This is a genomic window from Akkermansia sp. BCRC 18949, assembly GCF_045011645.1.
Classification (GTDB): Bacteria; Verrucomicrobiota; Verrucomicrobiia; order Verrucomicrobiales; family Akkermansiaceae; genus Akkermansia; species Akkermansia massiliensis.
This window is the reverse complement of record NZ_CP123619.1, coordinates 1,061,908-1,082,167: the sequence shown is the minus strand read 5'-3', so window position 1 is coordinate 1,082,167 and position 20,260 is coordinate 1,061,908. Positions and strand designations below refer to the sequence as shown.

Annotated in this window: 13 protein-coding genes and 3 tRNA genes; 11 read left to right on the top strand and 5 right to left on the bottom strand. The window is 58.6% G+C overall.

Annotation, left to right across the window (positions count from 1 at the left end; all coding sequences use genetic code 11):
• Window positions 1–13: 13 nt before the first annotated feature.
• The 5 genes from P8A25_RS04520 to dapF all read left to right on the top strand — a co-directional run bounded on the left by P8A25_RS04520 (window position 14) and on the right by dapF (window position 5,463).
• A tRNA-Glu gene (locus P8A25_RS04520) sits at window positions 14–89 on the top strand.
• Between the two features lie 239 nt (window positions 90–328).
• Entirely contained in the window at window positions 329–1,405 is a 1,077-nt protein-coding gene (gene prfA / locus P8A25_RS04515; protein ID WP_215442721.1) for a peptide chain release factor 1, read from the top strand.
• A gap of 15 nt (window positions 1,406–1,420) precedes the next feature.
• Entirely contained in the window at window positions 1,421–2,335 is a 915-nt protein-coding gene (gene prmC / locus P8A25_RS04510; protein WP_215442722.1) for a peptide chain release factor N(5)-glutamine methyltransferase, read from the top strand.
• Window positions 2,336–2,362: 27 nt separating this feature from the next.
• Entirely contained in the window at window positions 2,363–4,579 is a 2,217-nt protein-coding gene (gene priA, locus P8A25_RS04505; RefSeq protein ID WP_215442723.1) for a primosomal protein N', read from the top strand.
• Between the two features lie 59 nt (window positions 4,580–4,638).
• Window positions 4,639–5,463 (top strand): diaminopimelate epimerase, encoded by an 825-nt coding sequence (gene dapF / locus P8A25_RS04500; protein WP_022397043.1) that lies wholly within the window; start codon window positions 4,639–4,641, stop codon window positions 5,461–5,463.
• A gap of 37 nt (window positions 5,464–5,500) precedes the next feature.
• Here the strand turns inward: dapF and P8A25_RS04495 are convergent, their stop codons facing one another.
• Complete coding sequence (locus tag P8A25_RS04495; RefSeq protein ID WP_102726744.1) at window positions 5,501–6,289, bottom strand: hypothetical protein; 789 nt, start codon at window positions 6,287–6,289, stop codon at window positions 5,501–5,503.
• A gap of 196 nt (window positions 6,290–6,485) precedes the next feature.
• On the opposite strand from P8A25_RS04495, the gene P8A25_RS04490 reads away from it, so the two are divergent.
• The 5 genes from P8A25_RS04490 (at window position 6,486) to P8A25_RS04470 (ending at window position 9,397) form a co-directional block, all read left to right on the top strand.
• The gene (locus P8A25_RS04490; RefSeq protein WP_022397041.1) at window positions 6,486–6,734 is read left to right on the top strand and encodes a hypothetical protein; all 249 of its coding nucleotides are present in this window, start codon (window positions 6,486–6,488) and stop codon (window positions 6,732–6,734) included.
• A 171-nt stretch (window positions 6,735–6,905) separates the two neighbouring features.
• Window positions 6,906–6,980, top strand: a tRNA-His gene (locus P8A25_RS04485).
• 57 nt (window positions 6,981–7,037) lie between these two features.
• Window positions 7,038–7,709, top strand: coding sequence for a ubiquinone/menaquinone biosynthesis methyltransferase (locus tag P8A25_RS04480; RefSeq protein ID WP_102721379.1), 672 nt, complete (start codon window positions 7,038–7,040; stop codon window positions 7,707–7,709).
• Window positions 7,706–9,211: an MATE family efflux transporter gene (locus P8A25_RS04475; protein WP_102728012.1), complete on the top strand. Its 1,506-nt coding sequence runs from the start codon at window positions 7,706–7,708 to the stop codon at window positions 9,209–9,211. The genes P8A25_RS04480 and P8A25_RS04475 overlap by 4 nt, the downstream gene beginning before the upstream one ends.
• A gap of 110 nt (window positions 9,212–9,321) precedes the next feature.
• Window positions 9,322–9,397: transfer RNA gene (locus tag P8A25_RS04470), tRNA-Ile, on the top strand.
• A 187-nt stretch (window positions 9,398–9,584) separates the two neighbouring features.
• Here the strand turns inward: P8A25_RS04470 and P8A25_RS04465 are convergent.
• From P8A25_RS04465 to P8A25_RS04450, 4 genes are all read right to left on the bottom strand, one after another.
• Complete coding sequence (locus P8A25_RS04465; protein WP_404838776.1) at window positions 9,585–10,544, bottom strand: glycosyltransferase family 10 domain-containing protein; 960 nt, start codon at window positions 10,542–10,544, stop codon at window positions 9,585–9,587.
• Window positions 10,545–10,929: 385 nt separating this feature from the next.
• The gene (locus P8A25_RS04460; RefSeq protein ID WP_102728010.1) at window positions 10,930–12,090 is read right to left on the bottom strand and encodes a 2-isopropylmalate synthase; all 1,161 of its coding nucleotides are present in this window, start codon (window positions 12,088–12,090) and stop codon (window positions 10,930–10,932) included.
• 343 nt (window positions 12,091–12,433) lie between these two features.
• The gene (gene recJ, locus P8A25_RS04455; RefSeq protein ID WP_022397034.1) at window positions 12,434–14,173 is read right to left on the bottom strand and encodes a single-stranded-DNA-specific exonuclease RecJ; all 1,740 of its coding nucleotides are present in this window, start codon (window positions 14,171–14,173) and stop codon (window positions 12,434–12,436) included.
• 251 nt (window positions 14,174–14,424) lie between these two features.
• The gene (locus tag P8A25_RS04450; protein ID WP_215442728.1) at window positions 14,425–17,286 is read right to left on the bottom strand and encodes a beta-N-acetylglucosaminidase domain-containing protein; all 2,862 of its coding nucleotides are present in this window, start codon (window positions 17,284–17,286) and stop codon (window positions 14,425–14,427) included.
• A gap of 314 nt (window positions 17,287–17,600) precedes the next feature.
• On the opposite strand from P8A25_RS04450, the gene P8A25_RS04445 reads away from it, so the two are divergent.
• Window positions 17,601–20,222, top strand: a complete 2,622-nt coding sequence (locus P8A25_RS04445; RefSeq protein WP_215442729.1) for a DUF2339 domain-containing protein — start codon at window positions 17,601–17,603, stop codon at window positions 20,220–20,222.
• Window positions 20,223–20,260: the final 38 nt, after the last annotated feature.

Genomic DNA, 20,260 nt, shown 5'->3' with positions numbered 1-20,260 from the left:
TGCAAACCTAAAAGTCGCGTTCGTCTAGCGGTCTAGGACTCCCGCCTTTCACGCGGGCAACACGGGTTCGAGTCCCGTACGCGATGCCAGCTTTACCGCCGCAGCAGTTACGATGCTTCCGCCCCTCCTTACCAGGGAAGGCATATTGGAAAGACGTAATGGCTGCGGTTTTCTTTTGGTCCGGTTCCTCCGGAATCAGGAAAGCGCGGACAGGACGGCAGGAAGCGGTATCCCCCTCCTTTTCAAATGCCGGAACATGTCTTACATCCCCCGGATTTGGCTTTCAGAAAGCCCTGTTATCTTTTAGAATTCCTTATACGCAAACGCCATGGATTACACACCTCTCATTGAAAAACGCCGCCAGCGCCTGGAAGAATTGGAAACGGTCATTGCCGAACCGGATTTTTTCAATGACCAGAAGCGGGCCTCGGAAACCATGAGGGAGCACCGCCGCCTGAAGGACCTGATGGAAACGTGGGATTCCCTGAACGCCACGGAACAGCAATTGGCAGACAATCAGGAGCTGGCGAAGACGGATGACCCGGAGCTGGCGGAACTGGCCGCCATGGAGATTCCCGAACTGGAAGCCGCGCTGGAAAAACTGCGCAGCGACGTGCAGTACAGCCTGCTTCCCCGCGACACGACGGAAGACCGGGACGCCATTATTGAAATCCGCGCCGGAACGGGCGGGGATGAAGCATCCCTGTTTGCCGGAGACCTGCTGCGGATGTACCAGCGTTTTGCGGAAGAACGCGGCTGGCGCTTTGAGCATCTGGAAAGCAGCCCGTCAGACGTGGGCGGCTTCAAGGAAGTCGTCTGCCGCATTGCCGGGGAAGAAGTATTCCGTTTCCTGAAGTATGAAGGGGGCGTGCACCGCGTGCAGCGCGTGCCCGCCACGGAAACGCAGGGGCGCATCCACACCTCTACCGCCACCGTGGCCGTCATGCCGGAAGCGGAGGAAGTGGACATAGAAATCCGCCCGGAGGACCTCCGCATTGAAGTGTGCCGTTCCGGCGGCGCCGGCGGCCAGCACGTGAACAAGACGGAATCCGCCGTGCAGATCTGGCACATCCCCACGGGCGTTTATGTCCGGTGCGAGGAAGAGCGCAGCCAGATGAAGAACCGTGAAAAAGGCATGAAGATTCTGCGCGCCAAGCTCTTTGAAGCCAAGAAGCGGGAAGAGGCGGAAAAATATTCCGCCGCACGCCGCAACCTCATTGGCTCCGGCGGCCGTGAAGAAAAAATCCGGACGTACAATTTCCCGCAAAACCGCCTGACGGACCACCGCATCGGCTATACGTCCCACAATCTGGACGGCATCCTGCTGGGGCAGATGGAAGACCTGATCATGGCTCTCCAGCATGCGGAAATGCAGGAACGCCTGGCGGAAGCCGGCATGTCCTAACCCCCTTTTCCTTTCATGAAAACCCTACTGGAAGTTCTTCAGTCCGGCACGGACTACTTGGCGCGCCAGGGCTGTGACGAGGCGCGCGCCACCATGCAGCACCTGATGGCCCACGTTCTGCACTGCAACCGCACGGCTCTTTACTCCCGGTTTGACAGGCCTGTTGAAGAAGCGGAACTGGCTCCCCTCCGCGAGCTGCTGAAAAGAAGGGCGGCGGGAGAACCGCTGCAGCACCTGCTGGGGTTCACGGAATTTTTCCGGAGGGATTTCCTGACGGACGCGCGTGCCCTGATTCCCCGCCCGGAAACGGAAGAACTGGTGGAAATGGTGTTAAAGAAAATCCCAGACCGTCCGGTACGCGTGCTGGACATGGGTACCGGCTCCGGCATCATCGGCGTCACGCTGGCTCTGGAACTCAAGGAGCGCGCGAAGGAAGTCGTTCTGGCGGACATTTCCCCGCAGGCTCTGGACCTGGCGCTGGAAAACGCCATGCGGCTGGGAGCCAGAGTCTCCACCGTCCAGACGGACCTGTTTGAAAACATCCACCTGGAAAAACCGGTCCTGCGCCCGGAAGGAGCGGATTCTTCCGCTTCCGTGCCTGAGGAGGAAGAGAAGGATGCCGGACGGGAAATGCGCTTTGACGTCATCGTGGCCAACCTGCCCTACATTGCGGATGGAGAGGAGCTTGCCCCGGAAGTTATGAAAGATCCCCATACGGCCCTGTTCGGAGGCCCGGAAGGCTGGGAAATCATTGAACGCTTTCTGGCCCGCGCCCGGGACTACCTGAATGAAAACGGCTTCGTAGCCCTGGAAATCGGACATGACCAGGCGGCAGCCGTGACTCAGATCATGGACGGCTACGGCTATAATTACATTGAAGTGCTGAAAGACATGAGCGGCGTAGCCCGCTTCCCCTTCGGTTATCATTAACAATTATTCCTTCCCCCCTTTCACTCCATGCAGGCGGCGCGCATTCTGGTTGACGGACAAAGCGATCTGGTGCTGGACTACGGCATTCCGCCGGAAGCTGGGGACGTCAGGCCGGGCTGCCGCGTGCAGGTTCCCCTGCGCAACAGGACGGCCACCGGCACTGTTCTTACGCTGTCCGAGCCGGACCCTGCCTGGAAGGACAGGCTCAAGCCCATTCTGAAACTGATCGACCCGGAACCCTTGATTTCCCCGGTCATGATGAATCTGGCTTCCTGGGCGGCGGACTATTATTCCGTAGCGCTGGACCAAATGATCCGCTGCCTGCTCCCGGAAACCGTCCGTCAGGAAAACACGGCGGAAAAAATGCGGAAAATGGTGTATCTGGAAAAACGTCCGTCCCGTGAGGAGCTGGATGCCCTGTACCGCAAAGCGCCCCGGCAGGCCCAAATGCTGGATTATTTTTCATCTGCGGAACAGATGGAAGCGCCTCTGGCCGCATTCGGCACGGGGGCTCTGAACATCGCCCGCAGCCTGGCGGCCAAGGGCTTCATCTCCCTGAAGGAGGAATCCGTGCACCGCGACCCCAGCACTGGAGAGCAGTTCGTCCCCAGCCAGCCCATGAAGCTGAACGATCAGCAGCAGAAGGCGCTGGAAGAAATCACGGCCATGTGCACGGCGGAGCACAAAAAACCGATGCTCCTGCAAGGAGTCACCGGCTCCGGCAAAACGGAGGTTTACCTTCAGGCCGTCTCCCAAATGGTGAAATCCGGAAAATCCGCCCTGATCATGGTACCGGAAATCTCCCTGACGCCCCAGACCGTCCAGTGCTTCAAATCCCGTTTTGCGGAACTGCCCTCTTCCGTGGCGGTGCTGCACAGCCTCCTATCGGACGGAGAACGCTTTGACGAATGGCACGCCATCCGTTCCGGAAAGGCACGCATCGTCATCGGCCCCCGTTCCGCCGTCTTCGCCCCTCTTCAGAACCTGGGGCTGGTGATTGTGGATGAGGAGCATGACGCGTCCTACAAGCAGGAAAGCTCCCCCCGCTACCACGGGCGGGACCTGGCCGTGCTGCGCGCCCATCTGGAAGACTGCGCCGTGGTCCTGGGCTCCGCCACCCCTTCCCTGGAAAGCATCCATAACGCCCTGACCGGAAAATATTCCCTGGTGAAGCTGACGGAAAGGGCGGACGGCCAGCAGCTCCCCCTCATCCGCATTCTGGACATGAAGACGGAGGGCAGAAACAAATCCGGCCCCAACGTCATCTCCGAGCGGCTCAGAATGTCCATCGACCGGCGGCTGGACAAGGGGGAACAGGTCATCCTTCTGCTCAACAGGCGCGGATTCGCACGCTCCATCCAGTGTCCGGACTGCGGCCACGTGGTGACGTGCCTGCACTGCTCCCTGCCCCTGACCTACCACCGTACGGAGGACCGCCTCATGTGCCACCTGTGCGGGTTCAAGGCCCTGCCGCCCCGCACCTGTCCGGAGTGCAGGTCCGCCAATATCATGCTCCAGGGGTACGGTACCCAGAAGGTGGAGGAAATCCTGCGGCGCACCTTTCCTGCGGCGCGCATCACGCGCGTGGATGCGGACGTGGCCCGGCGCAAAAACGCCGTCAGAACCATTCTGAACCAGTTCCGCGCCCATAAGATAGATATTCTCCTTGGCACCCAGATGATTGCCAAGGGGCTGGACTTTCCCAACGTGACGCTGGTGGGCGTGCTGAACGCGGACCTGGGTCTCCATATCCCGGATCCCCGCGCGGGAGAGCGCACCTTCCAGCTTCTGACGCAGGTGGCGGGCCGCGCCGGCCGCGGCGACCTTTCCGGGGAGGTCATCATCCAGACCTTTACCCCCCAGTCCCCTTCCCTGCAGTACGCCCGCCATCACGATACGGACGGCTTTGCGGCGCAGGAGCTGGAAATGCGCCGCTCCTTCGACCTGCCGCCTTTCACCCACATCGCCGTGCTGACCATACGCTCCCAGCATGAAAACATGGCGGAATTCGCCACGCGCACGCTCGCGGCGCGCCTCCGCGGCATGCTGCCCCCTCCAGCCACGATGACGGACCCCATGCCGGCGCCCATTCCCCGCGCACACGGCCAGTTCAGATTCCAGATCACGGTCAAGGGGCCGTCCGCCCGCATCCTCTCCCGCACCCTGCGGAAGCTGGTGCAGGAAGCCGGGCTGGGGGACGACCTGACCGCCGTGATCGACGTGGACGCCATGTCATTCATGTAAGCCGCCTTGCCAAATCCGGACGGCCGCATTAAAATCCCGGCACAACACAACTTACTATTATGCTGCTTCATTTCTACAAGATGACGGGCGCCGGAAATGACTTTGTCATGGTGGACAACCGTGACCTGGAACTTTCCTCCGTGCTGGACAAGGAGACCATTGAAGCCCTGTGCGACCGCCGCTTCGGCATCGGGGCGGACGGCCTGATTGCCGTGGAACCGTCCCGGGGCAAAGGGGGAACCGTGCGCATGCGCTATTACAATGCCGACGGCGGAGAAGCGGAAATGTGCGGCAACGGAGCCCGCTGCTTCGGCAACTTCGCCGCGGCCCTGCTTCATCACGACAAATCCGCTCCCCTCCCCTTTGAAACGATGGCCGGCATCGTGACCGCCACCTTTGAAAAGGACGGGAATGTCACCGTGAACCTGACGGATCCCCACTCCCTGCAGCTCTTTGTGCTGAATGCGGACCCGGCGGTGGGGGCGGACGTCCACTTCCTGAATACAGGCGTTCCGCACGCCGTAGCGTTTCTGGACAAGCTGGACGGCCTGGACGTTCCCCGTCTGGGCGCCTACCTGCGTTACCATAGCGCATTCTCTCCAAAAGGCACCAACGCCAACTTCGCCAGGATCCTGTCTCCGGGGCACATCGCCATACGTACTTATGAACGCGGCGTGGAGGATGAAACGCTTGCCTGCGGAACGGGCATGACCGCCAGCGCGCTGCTGCACGCCGTATTGACGGATGCCCCTTCACCCATTCAAGTGGACGTAGCGGGAGGGGACACGCTCAAAGTAGGCTTCCAGCGCACGGGAGACCGCTTTACCAGCGTGACGCTGACCGGACCGGCGGACCTCGTCTTTACCGGAGACATAGAACTCTGACCGGCTCCTCGCGGAAAAACGCCGTTGTCCTCCGTCATCAGGGAGCATGCCTGTTCAGCAGGGAACACTCTGCCTTTACATAACCGCCGTAATTGTTGCAGAATGCCTTGTACACGGCAGGGCCCATATTCGTCTCGCAATAATACTTTACGGTAATGCAGTCCTTCTTGCGTTCCACATTCAGAAAACGGCTGGACAGCAGAACCAGGTTGCTCTGGTAATTCCACAGGGCCATGTCACGCGCCATTTCCTCATTGATCTTCTCACAAATAAAACTCTCCGGCGGGGGAAACAAAATGGCGCTGACAACGCTGATCAGGCAAATTCCGGGCACCACTCCTATCGCAAGCACTCCGTGGCACTTCCTGACAAAGGGGATGTGGTTCCGGAACTTCCGGAAGAGGAAGAAACGGAACAAATAACCCGCCAGCAGCATCACCGGAAAGGAAACATTCACGTACTCAAAAGCCAGGCTCATTACTCCAAGGGCAAAAAAGCCGATGCCCTTCCACACCTTCCTGTACACCGGGATGCAGGCGCAAAGAAACACGTACAGAATATATCCCAGCAGACAGAGGAACGGGAGAAGCGTTCCTGTAAATATGTGCTCCACCATGCAGTCCCACGGATATTCCCTGCTGGGAGCACATGCCTCATGAAAAAACATGCACACCATGCTCAGAATCACCAGCCCGGCAAGGAGGATGGCCTTTACTTTTCTTGATTCATACAGAAGCCACAGCAAAACGACGCCAAAAGGCAGTAAATAGCAGCCGATACTGCTGAACACAGTGGACAACATGGGAATGTGAGGAAAGAAATTCATGGCTTGGATAGGGACAACTGGCTGGTTAACGACTCAAAGGCATCTGTGACTGTGGCAACAATAATTGGAAATAAAATAAATTCAAACATTCGTTTTCAAATAATGCAGAAAAAATCATATTCTTCTCATAAAAAACCGTTCAGCACGACTCTCCAACTTGACAAAACAACCTTCTGGAAAAGATAATAACGCTCTGATGAAGCACTCTCTTTTCCTCCCGGCGGCCATCCTTCCTCTTCTCCTCTCTCTGCCCCAATGCAGCCGCAAGCCGCTCCTTCCGGAATACACGCCCCTGTGTGCCGGAATGGTGCCCGGAAAACACACCTCCCCCCGCGCCCTCCAGGCACGGGAAAACAGAACCTACCGGGTTGGCCCGAAAGGCGGTGTGTATTACATCAATTCCCACAATAAAAAAGTCTACATCAAATCCAGGAGGATTCAATAGAAGACCACGCAAACACCCCGTAACTTTCCAAATGGGAAACAAATAATTGCTTTACCCGTCCCTTATTTTATTTTTGAGAAAATATTCCGTCTAAAAAACTCATCAAACTTATTTTCTTCTTGCCAAAACGGAAGAGGACGGGTAATGTCTGCCGCACCACAACATTAAATGGTGTCGGTAGTTCAATGGTAGAGCCCCAGATTGTGATTCTGGTTGTTGCGGGTTCGAGCCCCGTCCGACACCCCATCCCCTTTCCTTCATGAAAAAGAGCACTTATGGTGCTCTTTTTTACTATCCATCCGCATGCGCAATCCAGAATTCGTCAAAGCCGCTTTTTCCGCCATTGCGCCGCGCTATGTGGCCACCAACCATGTACTGAGCATGGGCGTGGACCTGCTCTGGCGGCAGCGCGTCGTGCAGCTCGTCTCCGAATGGAAGCCGGAACGCCTCCTGGACCTGGCGACGGGAACCGGGGATCTGGCCCTAGCCATCCTGAACGCCATGCCGGAAATCCGGCTGACCGGTTCCGACTTCTGCCAGCCCATGCTGGACGTAGCGGCCAGACGCGGACTGGACAACCTGGTCTGTGCGGACGCCATGAACCTGCCCTTTTCCTCCGCCTCCTATGATGCAGTCACCGTCGCCTTCGGCCTGCGGAACATGGCCAGCTATCCGGACGCCCTGCGGGAAATGGGCCGCATGCTGCGGCCGGGGGGCCATTTGCTCATTCTGGATTTCTCCCTGCCTGAAAACCTGCTGAAAAGCCCCTACCGTTTTTACCTGCACCGCATCCTCCCCGTCATTGCAGGCTGGATGACCGGCCACCGGGAAGCCTACGACTACCTGGCGGAAAGCATTGAAGCCTTTCCCAGCGGCCAGGCCATGCAGGACCTGCTCCGGGACTGCGGCTACAGCAACATCACGGCAGAACCCCTGAACGGGGGAATCGCCAGCATCTACACCGCCCAGCGATGAGTGCGGGTGACGCGAGAGAGGGCATTATCCGCGGCAGGGCGTCGCGCGCCCGCCTGGGGGGTAAACTTGCCGGACTGTCCCTGCCCCGCCAGATCGCCGTCATTGCCTTCTGGCCCTTCCTGGAACAGCTTCTGAGCTTCTTCGTCACCTCCTCCGACCTCTTCATTGCTACCAAAATCGGGCTGAACGCGCAGGACACCATCAACATCTCCGACGGCATGGGGGCCGTCGTCTTCCTCATGTGGTTCGGCTTCGTCATCCAGGGGTCCATCATGATGGGGGCCACGGCCATCGTCTCCCGCATGACCGGAGCCAGGGATTACCCCCAGGCGCAGCACGGGCTGCACCAGGCCGCCATGCTGGGGCTGCTGGCCGGCATCATCTCCTGCGGGCTGCTCTTCGCATGCAGCGGCTTCCTGGTCACGCACGTGCTGACCATGAATGAAGCCGCCAGGGCCTACGCCCTGCAATACGTCTATGTGGCCGCCTTCGCGGCCCCCTTCAGCGGCGTGGTCTTTGCCATCAATGCCGCCCTGCGCGGCTCCGGAGACACGCGGCTGCCCTTCTGGATCATGATGGGCGTGGGCATCCTCAACGTCATTTTCAGCGTCACCTTCGTCTTTGCGGACGCCCCGCTGGGCGGCTGGCGCATCGGAGGCATTGCGGCGGGAACGGTCTGCGGCTACGGCATCAGCATGTGCGCGCTCCTCTTCATCATGCTGCGGCGCAGGAAAAAAATATTCGCGGGAAGAGAAAACGAATCCCTGGAAGAACTCGTCAAGGAACGCGGGGAACACTATGCTCCGCCGCTGTACCTCAGCTTCTCCCATCTGCGGCCGGACATGGGCATGCAGAAGCGCATCCTGAAAATCGGGCTGCCGCAGGCCGTGGAAGTCTTCGGCATGTGGGGCATCCAGATGTTCTGCCTCTCCATCATCAGCGAACTGCCCATCAAGGGCGTGCTGGGCGTCCACAACATCGCCGTCCGCATTGAATCGTTAAGCTTCCTGCCCGGATTCGCCATCGGCATGGCGGCCTCCACCCTGGTGGGGCAGTACCTGGGAGCCCGGAACGCGCTCATGGCCCGCATCACCATCTGGAAATGCATGCGGTACGCCATCATCTTCATGACGGGGCTGGGCGTGCTCTTCTGCGCCTTCCCCTCCCTCTTCATGGAGATATTCTCCAATGGCAACATGACGCTCATTGACACCGGCATTCCCGTGCTGCGCACCATGCTGCTGGTGGAGCCCTTCTTCGCCGCCTGCATCGTGATGAAAATGTCCCTGCGCGGCGCGGGCGACACGCGGAGGGTCATGTTCATCTCCTACGGCATCATGGGCTTCTTCCGCGTCGTCTGCACATGGGTCTGGTTCAAGCTGGCTCCGGAAACCATGACCCTGTGGGGCATCTGGCTGCTCTTCGCCTTTGAAATGGCCGTCCAGTCCACCATCCTCTATAAAATCGTCAAGGGCCGGAGCTGGACAAAATTGCAAGTCTAACCTCCCGGACGCCTTTCCCGGACGCGTGCAAATCCAAAACGTGATGCCTGCATAAAAACTTTGCTCTTCCCGTCAAATTCTGCTATCGTTTCTCCACGTTGTTCTTCAACGGGCTCGTAGCTCAGCGGTTAGAGCAGGGGACTCATAATCCCTTGGTCGTAGGTTCGAACCCTACCGGGCCTACCATTTTTTCTTGAGTGGCCTTACCTATGCCTCTATTTTGCAAGATTTTCCACCGCAAACGGTTCTTATGGCATTCAGATTTTGTCATGCTTTCCGCCACGCACGGCTTTTTCAGTTTATAATGGTTCCAAAATAACTGATGCACCATGTGATGGCTGAATGCACCAATGCTCACATAAAGCATTCCGGGCTAGGAGCGGTGAAACAGTTTTTTGTTCCACTTTTTCAAACCTGCCTCTAATTTTTCCCTGGGGGTTTTCTTCCTGCCACTCAAATTGCGGATGAAAAAATCCCTGTAGTTATTGACGCAAAATCCGTTTCCCCTTCTCCTCACCTGTTCCACGGGAGAAGTAAATATCTCAATTAGAGCTGCCTTCAGTCTGGCCTCCTTTTCCTGAGCCCGTTCAATCTGCCAGGGGAGCCGTTTGGGTTCAGCCATCATGGCGAGCCATGATTCATCATCTTCATCAATTCTTTTGATTTCCGCTACAACTTCGTCCAGAGATGAATACCGGTGGCAATTAATAAATGCCCTGGGATTATAGTCCTCCTCAATTAATGGATTTCCCCAGTAAATAGGGATGGAGCGGGCCAGAAAGCTCGTGATTATTTTTTCTGTTGAATAACCCCGGTACCAGGCATTTTCACACGCAAAGGAAAACTTATAGGGGTTTTTCAACAGAATACTTCCCTTGAGCCAGTCATCGGACTCCCTGGGAACGGAACAGGGTGTATTGTTCAAATGCTTTCCTATGGAATTGATCTTCTTGTATTCAGAAAGCCGGGAAAACAACTGGATGCGGTAGGGATGCCCTTCTCCATGGGAGTAGATATAATTGCAGAATCCGCTTTTCCGGTTCAGGACATCAGCCACATTTTCCAATGGCAGCTGATCCGCCTGGACACGGTAGGAGGATAAAAAAGGCATCTCCAGAACGCGCCCCCCATGATCGGCGGAATCAAACCCTATGTGATAATCGAACAAATTCAAATCTGGAGCGAGGGCTTCTCCATATACATCCATGATCGTAATTTTTCCTATGGAATCCTGTAAAAATTGAAGATATGTCTCTTTGGAAGAGGTATACAACCAAGGGAAGGCAATAAGAAAATCTGCGTTGTCCCTGTCTATATCTTCCTGAAACGGCATAGAAAACCATCAATCTGCCATTCCTCAGCGCCCTGCATAAACCCGATTTTTACTTTCATTCCCTGTTTCTCAAATTGATGGGCATTATACAGTCCCATGTAAGCTAGTCAATCTGAACGAAGACAGACTCAACATCCTCATATATTCCATGCAAGCTTTTTAAATCCATCAGGGAGCCGTACAATCTCATAGTATATTTCCTCTTGAAAAAAGCAGGTTCACCGACCATAAAATACCAAATTCAGTCCACCTGTTATTGATGGAACAACCAACCTTGCCATCTCTCCGTGCCTCATATAATAGAACTCGTGTTTTTACATGGAATTCCCTCTTCCTGTAAAACGCCGCCCGGAAATCCTGAGGAGAATTTCCGGACGGCGGAGATTTACGCATGAATGGTGTTCACCATGGCGGCCAGGTCGTCGTCATACACGAACTTGCACTGATCCCCACGCTGCTTGAACAGTTCAAACAGGCGCGGCATGTCTGTATCCGGAACGGAGAAGCCCAGCGCATCCAGGCGCATTTTCACGGCATGCCTCCCGGAATGCTTGGTCAGGGGCAGTTCCGTAGCTCCCCAGCCAATTTCCTCCGGATCCATGATTTCATAAGTGCTCCGGTTTTTCAGAACGCCGTCCTGATGAATGCCGGAACCGTGGGCAAAGGCGTTCGCCCCAACCACAGCCTTGGAGCGCGAGACGGGCAACCCGCTCATGGCGGCCACCATGCGGCTGGTCCTCACCAGTTCCTTCGTCCGGATTCCGGTCCCCGCGCCGGAAAAGAAATCCGGGCGAGAATGCAGCGCCATGACGACTTCCTCCAGAGCGGTGTTTCCAGCCCGTTCACCGATGCCGTTGATGGTGCCCTCCACCTGCTGCGCCCCGGCACGGATGGCAGCCAGTGAATTGGCTACGGCCATTCCCATGTCGTCATGGCAGTGGACGGACAACCTGGCGCGGCTCACGTTGGGAACATTGGATTTCAGGTAGGAAATCAGGCGGTAGTATTCCTCCGGCATCGTGTAACCCACCGTATCCGGAATGTTGACGACGGCGGCGCCCGCATCAATCACGGCTTCCACCATTTCCGCCAGGAATTCCGGCTCCGTTCGGGAGGCGTCCTCCGCGGAAAACTGCACTTCCCCGCATAATCCGGAAGCCATGGCGACGGCCTTGACGGCCATCTCCCTGATTTGCCCGCGGCTTTTTTCCAGCTTGTATTTCCGGTGGATGGGGGACGTAGCCACCACCAGATGGATGCGCTCCCGGTCTCCGGCAGCCTTCAATGCCTCATGGGCGGCAATAATGTCCTTCTCCACACAGCGTGCCAGCCCGCAGACGCGGCTTTTTTCCGTGCGTTCCGCCACGGTGCGGACAGCGTGGAAGTCGCCGTCCGAGATGACGGGGAAGCCCGCCTCAATTACGTCCACTCCCAGAGCTTCCAGCTGCATGGCAACCTGTATTTTCTGCTCCACGGTCATCGCCGCGCCGGGGCACTGTTCTCCGTCTCTCAGCGTCGTATCAAAAATATGTATGTGTTCTTTCATTACAGTAAAAATGTTAAGGGTTCGTTCCTTCGGAAACTGCGCACGGAAAACGTTCCTGTTATGGAATCATTCCTTTGGCGCAAATCAAGACCAGCCGTTTACTTCCTTCGCGCCGGAACGGCTCACCGGCGCATATCAAGATATCTTCACGGACTACCGTCCGAGAAGCAGCAATAGACGACCTTGAAGGAACAGGGTGTTCATCTTGCTTATTTTTACCATAACTCCGCCCTGAATGGGGGAACAAGGCAGACGATGCATTTTTGACACGGTTTTGTCAAGAACGGCGGGATGCATGACTTTTTCCGCAGAAAAAACCGTGCACGTCCCCCTTGAGGAGAAGCTACATTTCCCGGTGGGAACGTATTTCCTGAATGGAGATGGACAGGGAGGCGCGGCCCCGGTACACGTTCCGGTCAATCGTAAAGGCGATGTCCCAGGGTGGATTGGGGAGTTCACGCTCCGCCCCGTTGAAGAAGATGGCGTCACGTTCCACCATCCCCTGCCGCATGAAGAGCTTCAGGTGGTTGGTTCCCACGCGCTTGGGCGGCTCCGTGGGGAAGACGTCGGAGCTCATGAAGAGAGGCTGGGGATTGGAGTTGCCGAAGGGCTCCAGCTTTTCATAGCTGTCCAGCAAGTCCAGCGTCAGCGCCTGGAAGGAGACTTCCATGTCTATGTTGAGCACGGGGCTGCGCTGTTCCTCCGTCGTGGTTTCAGAGACGTACCGATTGAAGGCCCGGCGGAAGTCGTCCATGCGGGCTTCCTCAATCACCAGGCCCGCCGCCATGTCATGGCCGCCGCCGGAAACCAGCGTATCCGCACAGTGGTGGATGGCCTGAACCAGGGATACGCCGGGAATGGAGCGGCCGGACCCCTTCCCTACGCCGCTCTCATCAAAGGCGATGACGAAGGTGGGCTTGTGATACCGCCTCATGAGCTGGGAGGCTACGATGCCCACCACGCCGGGATGCCAGGCGCGGGAACCGAGCACAATGACGTTGTCCCGTTCCGGGTCAAAGGAGTTGTGGAGCATTTCCACCGCATCCGTACGGATGGCCTCCTCTTCCTCCTGCCGCTTGCGGTTGTGGGAGTCCAGCATCTGGGCAAGCTGCACGGCGCGCCTGTTGTCCATGGTCAGCAGAAGTTCCAGGGCGTCCATGGGGGAGTCCATGCGCCCGGCGGCATTGATGCGGGGGCCTATCCTGAAGCCCACATGCGCGGCATTCAGAAAGCCCGCGTGGTTGGCGGAGTCGGAAGGGCGGATGCCCGCTATTTCCGTCAGGGTTTTCAGGCCCGTATGGCGGCTGTGCGCCAGCCTTCCCAGGCCGTGGCGCACCAGAATCCTGTTTTCATCCACCAGGGGGACGATGTCCGCCACGGTGGCCACGGCCACCAGGTCCAGATAAAGTTTCAGGTCAAAGGTTTTCAGCTTCCGGTCCTTCAGCAGGGCGTGCGCCAGCTTGAAGACCACGCCCGCGCTGCACAGGTAGGTATACGGGCTGTTTTCCTCAATTTTGGCATTGACCACCGCCACGGCGTCCGGACGGCCCAGCGGCCCCGCTTCATGGTGGTCCAGAATGATGACGTCTATTCCCAGGCTGTTGAGCATCTCCACTTCCTTTACGGAGGAGGTGCCGCAGTCCACCGTAATGAGCAGGCTGGGTTTTTCCGCACATTCGCAGAGGCAGCGTTCTATGCCCGCTTCACTGAGCCCGTAGCCTTCCCGCGAGCGCACGGGAATGAAGTATTGCGGGTCCAGGTCATAGGACATCAGAATGGCCCGGAGAAGCGCCACGGAGGTGACCCCGTCCACGTCATAGTCCCCGTAAATGCACACGGTTTCCCCTTCATCCACCGCCTGGAAGATGCGGTCCACGGCGGCCCTCATTTCCCCCATCAGGAAAGGGTCGCTCAGATGGGAGAGCCTGGGCTCCAGAAAGAGGTCAGTTTCCGCTCCTCCGGTAAATCCGCGCTGCAGCAGAAGCTGTTTGACCAGCAGGGGCAGTTCTGCGGGAAACGCTTTCAAGACCGGATCATCCTCCCTGACGGAGGGGCGGAGAGTCCAATGAAAGCCCGGTGTCATGGCAGTATTTTAGCCCCGCATCCAACAGGGTCAAGGTTGTTTCCACAACAAGCTGCCAAAGCGGGAAGAAGAAGGTGCCTAACCTGTTTCCGGGAGAATGGCCGCCGTTCCCGCCGGAATGCGGGTTCCTCCTTCCCCCATGATGCATGGAAACGGCCTTCACGCTGCATTTCCATCTTTTCAAAGAGAAAAGCTCCGTCCGGGGAAAATCCGGACGGAGCCGCAGCATCAGGCATCAGCGCCTGAAACAACTATTTCCGGGAGGAGAAGATCACCTCATTGATGATCGCGTCCGGCTGGGGGGCCTTGTAGGTCAGGCGCACGGCAGTGGTCCCGGCCGGAATGGCAAACTCGGAAGCTCCGGGTCCGGCGTTCCGCTTGCCCACCGGCGTCCAGGATCCCTCGCCGCGGCGCGCCTGGATGGCGAAGGCGGCGGACCCTACCACGACTACCTTGGCAGCCTTGGGGTTGTCCAGATTGGGGACGATCACGTCCAGCGGCTTGTCGGCGCGGTAAACCGTTTTCAGGTTCCTGTCAGTCAGGGAGACCAGGCTGGTGCCGGGGTCCGACGGGGGAACGTCAAATTTGAACATGCTCAGGATGATGTCCTGTTCCTTGCCGCTTTTGTTGACCAGTTTCATACCCTTGATTCCCTTGGGGAGCTGGTTTGCCCTGGCAATGAAGTTTTTGCCCTGCTTGTCCAGCTTCTGCACCACGGGCTTGGCGGAGCCTTCCACGTCCAGCTCAACCTCAGCCCAGGAGTTGACGTCATCCCGTTCCAGGTTGATTTCCAGCCAGGTGGCGTCCGTGGGGCCTTCCAGTTGCAGGGAGATGAATTCTCCGGGCTTCATCTTATGCGTTTCCATCACGCGGTTGATGCGCACGATTTTGTCGGATTTCTGCACGGAAACCCCTTCCAGCCCCGCCACATTGGAGGCAGCCATGGCGGCAGGAGGCGTGTTGACGGCTATTTCACGAACGGCGGTCCAGACGGCGCGGCCATTGTCCGTTTTCTTGGGTTCAATGACGCGGTAGCGCACGGCACGGAGGGAGACGGGTTTGGGAGCCTGCCATACCACTTGCATGCCGGAGGTTTCCGGTCCCAGCGGTTTCCATGTTTTCATGTCCCGGGAACCTTCAAGCTGCCCCCTGGCTACGTAGTCGCCGTCCTTGTCATTGCGGCCCATGAGCACTTCCACGCTCCGCACGGGAATCTGCATGCCGTAGTCCACGCCATACCAGTCTCCCGGCTGCCCGTAGGCGCCGGAGTGCCAGAAGGAGCCGCGGTCCCCGTCACAGAAGAGTTCCGCCTTCTCCATGCTGCCGCCCTTGACCAGGGGCTTGGGGGAAAGAGCGGGAGTGCCCGCAATAGAAGGGAAGACCTTTTTGGAGACGATGTCCGTCAGTTCATTGACGGCGGGGGTCATCACGCGGGAACCGGTCTTCACCACGGAACGGTATAGCTGGCCTTCCTGGTTGTGGCGGCGGGAGATGCCGTCCATGGCCGCCAGCGCCTGCGTGGCCTGCACCAGTTGAGTCACGGCGTCCCTGGTGTTGTTTTCCTCCAGCGCCGCTACGGCATATTGCCCGGCGCGGCCCAGTTGTTCAAAGGCGTCCACCCAGGCGCCGATTTCCTTCATCAGCCGGGGGTTGTCCGCCTTGGCCCGGATAACGGGCGCGGCGGCGGCCATGCGTGCGAATTCCTTCTTGAGCAGGGCCGCATCCGCCTTCACGATCCTGCCTTCCCGCGCGGCTTCCAGTACGCGCTTGACCACGGGTTCTATTTCCACGGATTCCTCACGACGGTAGCCGTGGCCGTTGGGGCCCTGGTCGGAGTTGTGGTTCACAAAGACCTGCATGGCTTCCGCCGCCTGCGGGAACAGGCGCTTGACGCCTTCCTTCCAGGCTTCCTCCGATTTAAAGCCGTTGATGTTCCAGGTGTAGTCCGCAAGGCCGAAGAGGGAAACCTTGGACGCCTCCGGCTTGTCCATGGGGTTGGAGACGAAGCCGCCCATGGATTCCTTCGCGCCCGGTTCCGTGGCAACGCCGTACACGCGGCCCATGCACAGGTTGGAGCGGCAGTAGTCCGTTACGGGGAAGTTCCACCAGACGTAGGAGGGACGCTTGATTCTCTTGTTCACCCATTGCTGGCCTTCCAGCGTGATGTCATGGCAGACGGAGTCCCCCGTCCACATGACGTGGATGGAGGGGTCCAGACGGTCGCCCAGAATGTCCAGGTAGGTTCCCGGCTTGGAGTCCGCCCAGCCGCGGTTGTACTCCGTAGGACACATGACCAGGGGGGTGACGTCCTTTTTCACCTTGACGAATTCGTTGTTGATCTTGTTGAGCAGGAGCGCCTGCATGTCCCCCCTCTTTCCCTCGCCGAAGATGTCGTCAAAGAACACGGCAAAGGACCGGACGCCCAGCTTGTACATCATCTCAAATTTTTTGATGACGTTGTTCATGTCCTCTTCCGTCCACTTGATGTCCTTGCCGGGGTGGATGGCCCAGACAAAGTCCACGTGGTTTTCCTTCGCCACCTTCACCAGTTCCTTGATCTGAGCGGCCTGGTCCGCGGGATAGGGGTCCCGCCAGTGGGGGGAGGAGTGGTAGGGATCGTCCTTCGGCCCGTAGATGTATGTGTTCATCTTGTTCTGGCCGTAAAAGCGCAGTTGGCTCAGACGGGCTTCATGGCTCCATGGAGTGCCGTAGAAGCCTTCCACCGTTCCGCGGAATTCGATGTCCGGCCAGTCCGTGATTTCCCCTACGGGCAAGGTCACGCCTTCGCCGCCGGCCTTCGTGCCGAGCTGCCGCAGCGTCTGCATGGCGTAAAAAGCGCCCCGCTCGTCATGGGCGCCTATGGCCACTTTGCCCTGCGGGGAGACGACCAGCTTGTAGGCCCCGGATTTTTCCGGAACGCCGTTCAGCAGCTTGCTGGCCGCCGTCTTGGCGGAGCGAATCACCACGGAAGGCTTTCCGGAGAAAGCAACCGTCTGGGAGGAGAGCTTGGACTGCTGGGGAACCGGGTACACGGCAGGTGACGCCGCAAGGGCGGAGCCGCCCAGCAGGGCAGCCACGCTCAAACCACATTGAAGAAGTTGAAAACCATTCATGATGATGCGCGATAATGGAATCAGAAAACACTTTCCACCTCAAGAAAAAACCGTCCGCACCCATTCCTCAATATGTCAACCCGGGAAAGGCGCGGAAGGGGGCTTCCAGGCGGCGCGCCTTCCGGTCTCTTCCCCGCGAACGTTTCTTGTGCCGCCTTGGCCCATTCCGCCCCCCGCATGAAATCCACCGCCGGGACGGCTCTCAGCCAACGGTTCCGTGCGGCTCTTTCAGGACAGGCGGCCATGTACCTTTTTGCGTCTTGCAGTCCCATTCTTCCGGTGTAGAATACATTTTCCCTACCCCTTCCCTCCCCATGGAATTTTTCATTCTTCTGCTGGTCCTCGGCCTGCTTTCCGGAATGGTCTTCACCTTTGTGAAGGCCTGCCAGGTCGTTTTTCTGGAACAAAAAGTCCGCACTCTGGAAACGGAAGTCGCCGGATTAAAGGAACGTCTGAATTCCCGTTCCTCCCCCCAGAGACCCCCCGCGGAAAACAGAAAGAGCCTTCCGCCCCCTGTGGAAAGTCCGGTGCAGCCCATCCGTACGCTTCCTGCCGCCGCCCCGGTACGGGAACCCGCCTGCGCCCTTCCCTCCCGGCACAGCCTGCAGCCGGTCCGGAACGCCAGGCCCGCACCGTCGCGCCCCGCGTCCTTTTCCTGGGAATACTTCATCGGCGCCAAGCTGCTCTCCTGGATAGGAGGGTTTGTGCTGTTTCTGGGAACCGGGTTCTTCGTCAAGTACAGCATTGACAATGATCTGATCTCTCCGGAATGGAGGGTAACCCTCACGTATCTGGCTGCCGCCGGCCTGCTGGGCGCCGGCCTGTCGCGGCTGAGGAAGAAGTACCCCATCCTTTCCGGCACGCTGACCTCCACGGGCATCCTGGTCCTGTACCTGGCTACCTGCGCCGGACGCATGTTTTACGAGCTTCCCTTCTTCACGACGGCCATCGCGACCGTTCTGCTGGCGGCCACCACGGCGGCGGCCTTCATCCTGGCGGTGCGCCTGCGGTTCCGCGTAATCGCCTTCCTGGGCATCATCGGCGGTTTTCTGACCCCGGTCATCCTGTCCACCGGCCAGGACCATACGGCCTCCCTGTTCCTGTACATGACCATCCTGAACGCCGGGTTGCTCGCCGTCGTAGCCGCAACCAGGTGGACAGGAGCCGGAGGAGCCGGACTGGCTGCCTATACCATCCTGCTGATGGGCTGGTTTGACGAATACGGAGGCCCCTCCCATATTCTCGCCGTCGTCATCCTGTCCATCTGCACCCTGCTCCTGTACGGGGGCTACGGCCTTTATGCCGGCACACGGCAGGCTGAACCGGACCGGAAGGGAGGCCCCTTCCTGCTGGCCTTCTGCGCCATTGCGGTCACCTGCCTGACGGCATTCCGCCTTCAGGCGGAGTGCAGCTTCCGGTTCCTTTCCCCTTCCTCCCACCTGCTTCTCCTGCTGGCGGGCATGCTCCCCATGATCGCCCTGCTCCCGCTGGCCCGCGCCAAAAGCACGTATTGGTCCTGCTTTCTTCCCATGGGGCTTTTCACCATTTTCTATTTTTACCAGTCTTCCGCGGAAGAAGCCTCGCAATCTGCCCTCTGGATATCCTCCCAGCTCCAGGGCCTTTTCTGCCTGTTCATGATTCCGGCGTCTTATGCGGTGCTGTCCGCACGCACGCCTTCCGGAGGGGCCTACCTGGCGGAGCTTCAGCCCGGCGTCAGGATTTCCTGCTTCGCCACGGCGGCTCTCGCGTGGCTGCTGGTCATGCACCCGCTTTCACCTTCCCCCTTTTACGTTTTCCTGACGGCGGCCACGTTCTGCGGAATGGCGGTATGGCACCGGAGAGGGCAGGCCCTGATGGCCGCGGCGGCCGGGTACACGATTGCGGCGTCCTATCAGGACATCCACCCTGCCGGTTCCGCGGTGATTTTCCTGGCGATCTTCCTGCTGCCCCTGCTGCTGGTCCGGCGGTTCCGCAGCGGCTTGCTGGCCTGGAGCGCCTCCGCCCTGGCATTCCCCCTCTTCTACCTTTCCTGGTGGCTCTTCGGAACGGCCCACCATCCGGAGGCCACCCATTTATGGGATTCCACCGTCGCGCTTGCCTGTGCGGCGCCTCCGCTGCTGGCGGCCCTGGCCCTGCGGCGGCTGCCGGAGGAAACGCTTTTGAAGCGTTCCGCCATCCTCTGCTTTTATTATGGAGCAGCCATCGGCATGCTGACGCTGGCCATCGGCCTCCAATGGACGGGCGCCCCCCTGACCGTAGCCTGGTCCCTGGAAGGGCTGGCCCTTCTGCTACTGTGCGGCAAATTTCCCCTGCCCAGACTGGCCTGGACGGGATTTTTCCTGCTGGCCTTCCTGTTCGTCCGCAACGGCCTGTCGCAAGCCTTCGTGCAACTTGACCCTGCCGGAATGCCGGCCCTGCGCACGATGTTCGCCACCATGGTTTTCTGCTGCATGGCCGGAGCCTGGTGGGTCCAGAAGAAAGTGACGCCACGCCTGCCGGGGGGCCGCAGCTCCGGCCTCCGCGTTCTTGTCGCGGCCCTGAATATTTTCGGGGCCATCCTGCTTTTCATCTGGATGAATACGGAAATATCCTGCGGCTTCGCCGCGCCGGGAGACCGTCCGCTGATGATCCAGTTCGGGAGCAGCGTGGCGCAGGACCTCACCATTTCCATTGCTTGGAGCCTCTTTGCCCTGGGCCTGATCGCCACGGGGTTTGACATCAGGTCTTCCAGGGTGCGCATGGCGGGACTCGCCCTGCTGGGCATCACCCTGCTGAAAGTCGTCTGTTATGACATTTCCAGCCTCGGGCAACTGTACCGCGTGGGAGCCCTGGTGGGGCTGGCCGTCATCGTGCTCATCTCCTCCTTCCTGTACCAGAAGTTCACCATGAAGCTGAGGAACAAAAAGAAGAGCCAGGGAGAGGCCCCGAAAAGTTAGCGTCATCTCACTTTGGAAGACAAATTTGACCATTGCAT

Coding starts and splice junctions, on each gene's coding strand:
- P8A25_RS04460 (WP_102728010.1), bottom strand. CDS start 12,090: ATGAAAGAACACATACATATTTTTGATACGACGCTGAGAGACGGAGAA.
- prmC (WP_215442722.1), top strand. CDS start 1,421: ATGAAAACCCTACTGGAAGTTCTTCAGTCCGGCACGGACTACTTGGCG.
- P8A25_RS04480 (WP_102721379.1), top strand. CDS start 7,038: ATGCGCAATCCAGAATTCGTCAAAGCCGCTTTTTCCGCCATTGCGCCG.
- dapF (WP_022397043.1), top strand. CDS start 4,639: ATGCTGCTTCATTTCTACAAGATGACGGGCGCCGGAAATGACTTTGTC.
- prfA (WP_215442721.1), top strand. CDS start 329: ATGGATTACACACCTCTCATTGAAAAACGCCGCCAGCGCCTGGAAGAA.
- recJ (WP_022397034.1), bottom strand. CDS start 14,173: ATGACACCGGGCTTTCATTGGACTCTCCGCCCCTCCGTCAGGGAGGAT.
- P8A25_RS04475 (WP_102728012.1), top strand. CDS start 7,706: ATGAGTGCGGGTGACGCGAGAGAGGGCATTATCCGCGGCAGGGCGTCG.
- P8A25_RS04495 (WP_102726744.1), bottom strand. CDS start 6,289: ATGAATTTCTTTCCTCACATTCCCATGTTGTCCACTGTGTTCAGCAGT.
- P8A25_RS04450 (WP_215442728.1), bottom strand. CDS start 17,286: ATGAATGGTTTTCAACTTCTTCAATGTGGTTTGAGCGTGGCTGCCCTG.
- P8A25_RS04490 (WP_022397041.1), top strand. CDS start 6,486: ATGAAGCACTCTCTTTTCCTCCCGGCGGCCATCCTTCCTCTTCTCCTC.
- P8A25_RS04465 (WP_404838776.1), bottom strand. CDS start 10,544: ATGCCGTTTCAGGAAGATATAGACAGGGACAACGCAGATTTTCTTATT.
- P8A25_RS04445 (WP_215442729.1), top strand. CDS start 17,601: ATGGAATTTTTCATTCTTCTGCTGGTCCTCGGCCTGCTTTCCGGAATG.
- priA (WP_215442723.1), top strand. CDS start 2,363: ATGCAGGCGGCGCGCATTCTGGTTGACGGACAAAGCGATCTGGTGCTG.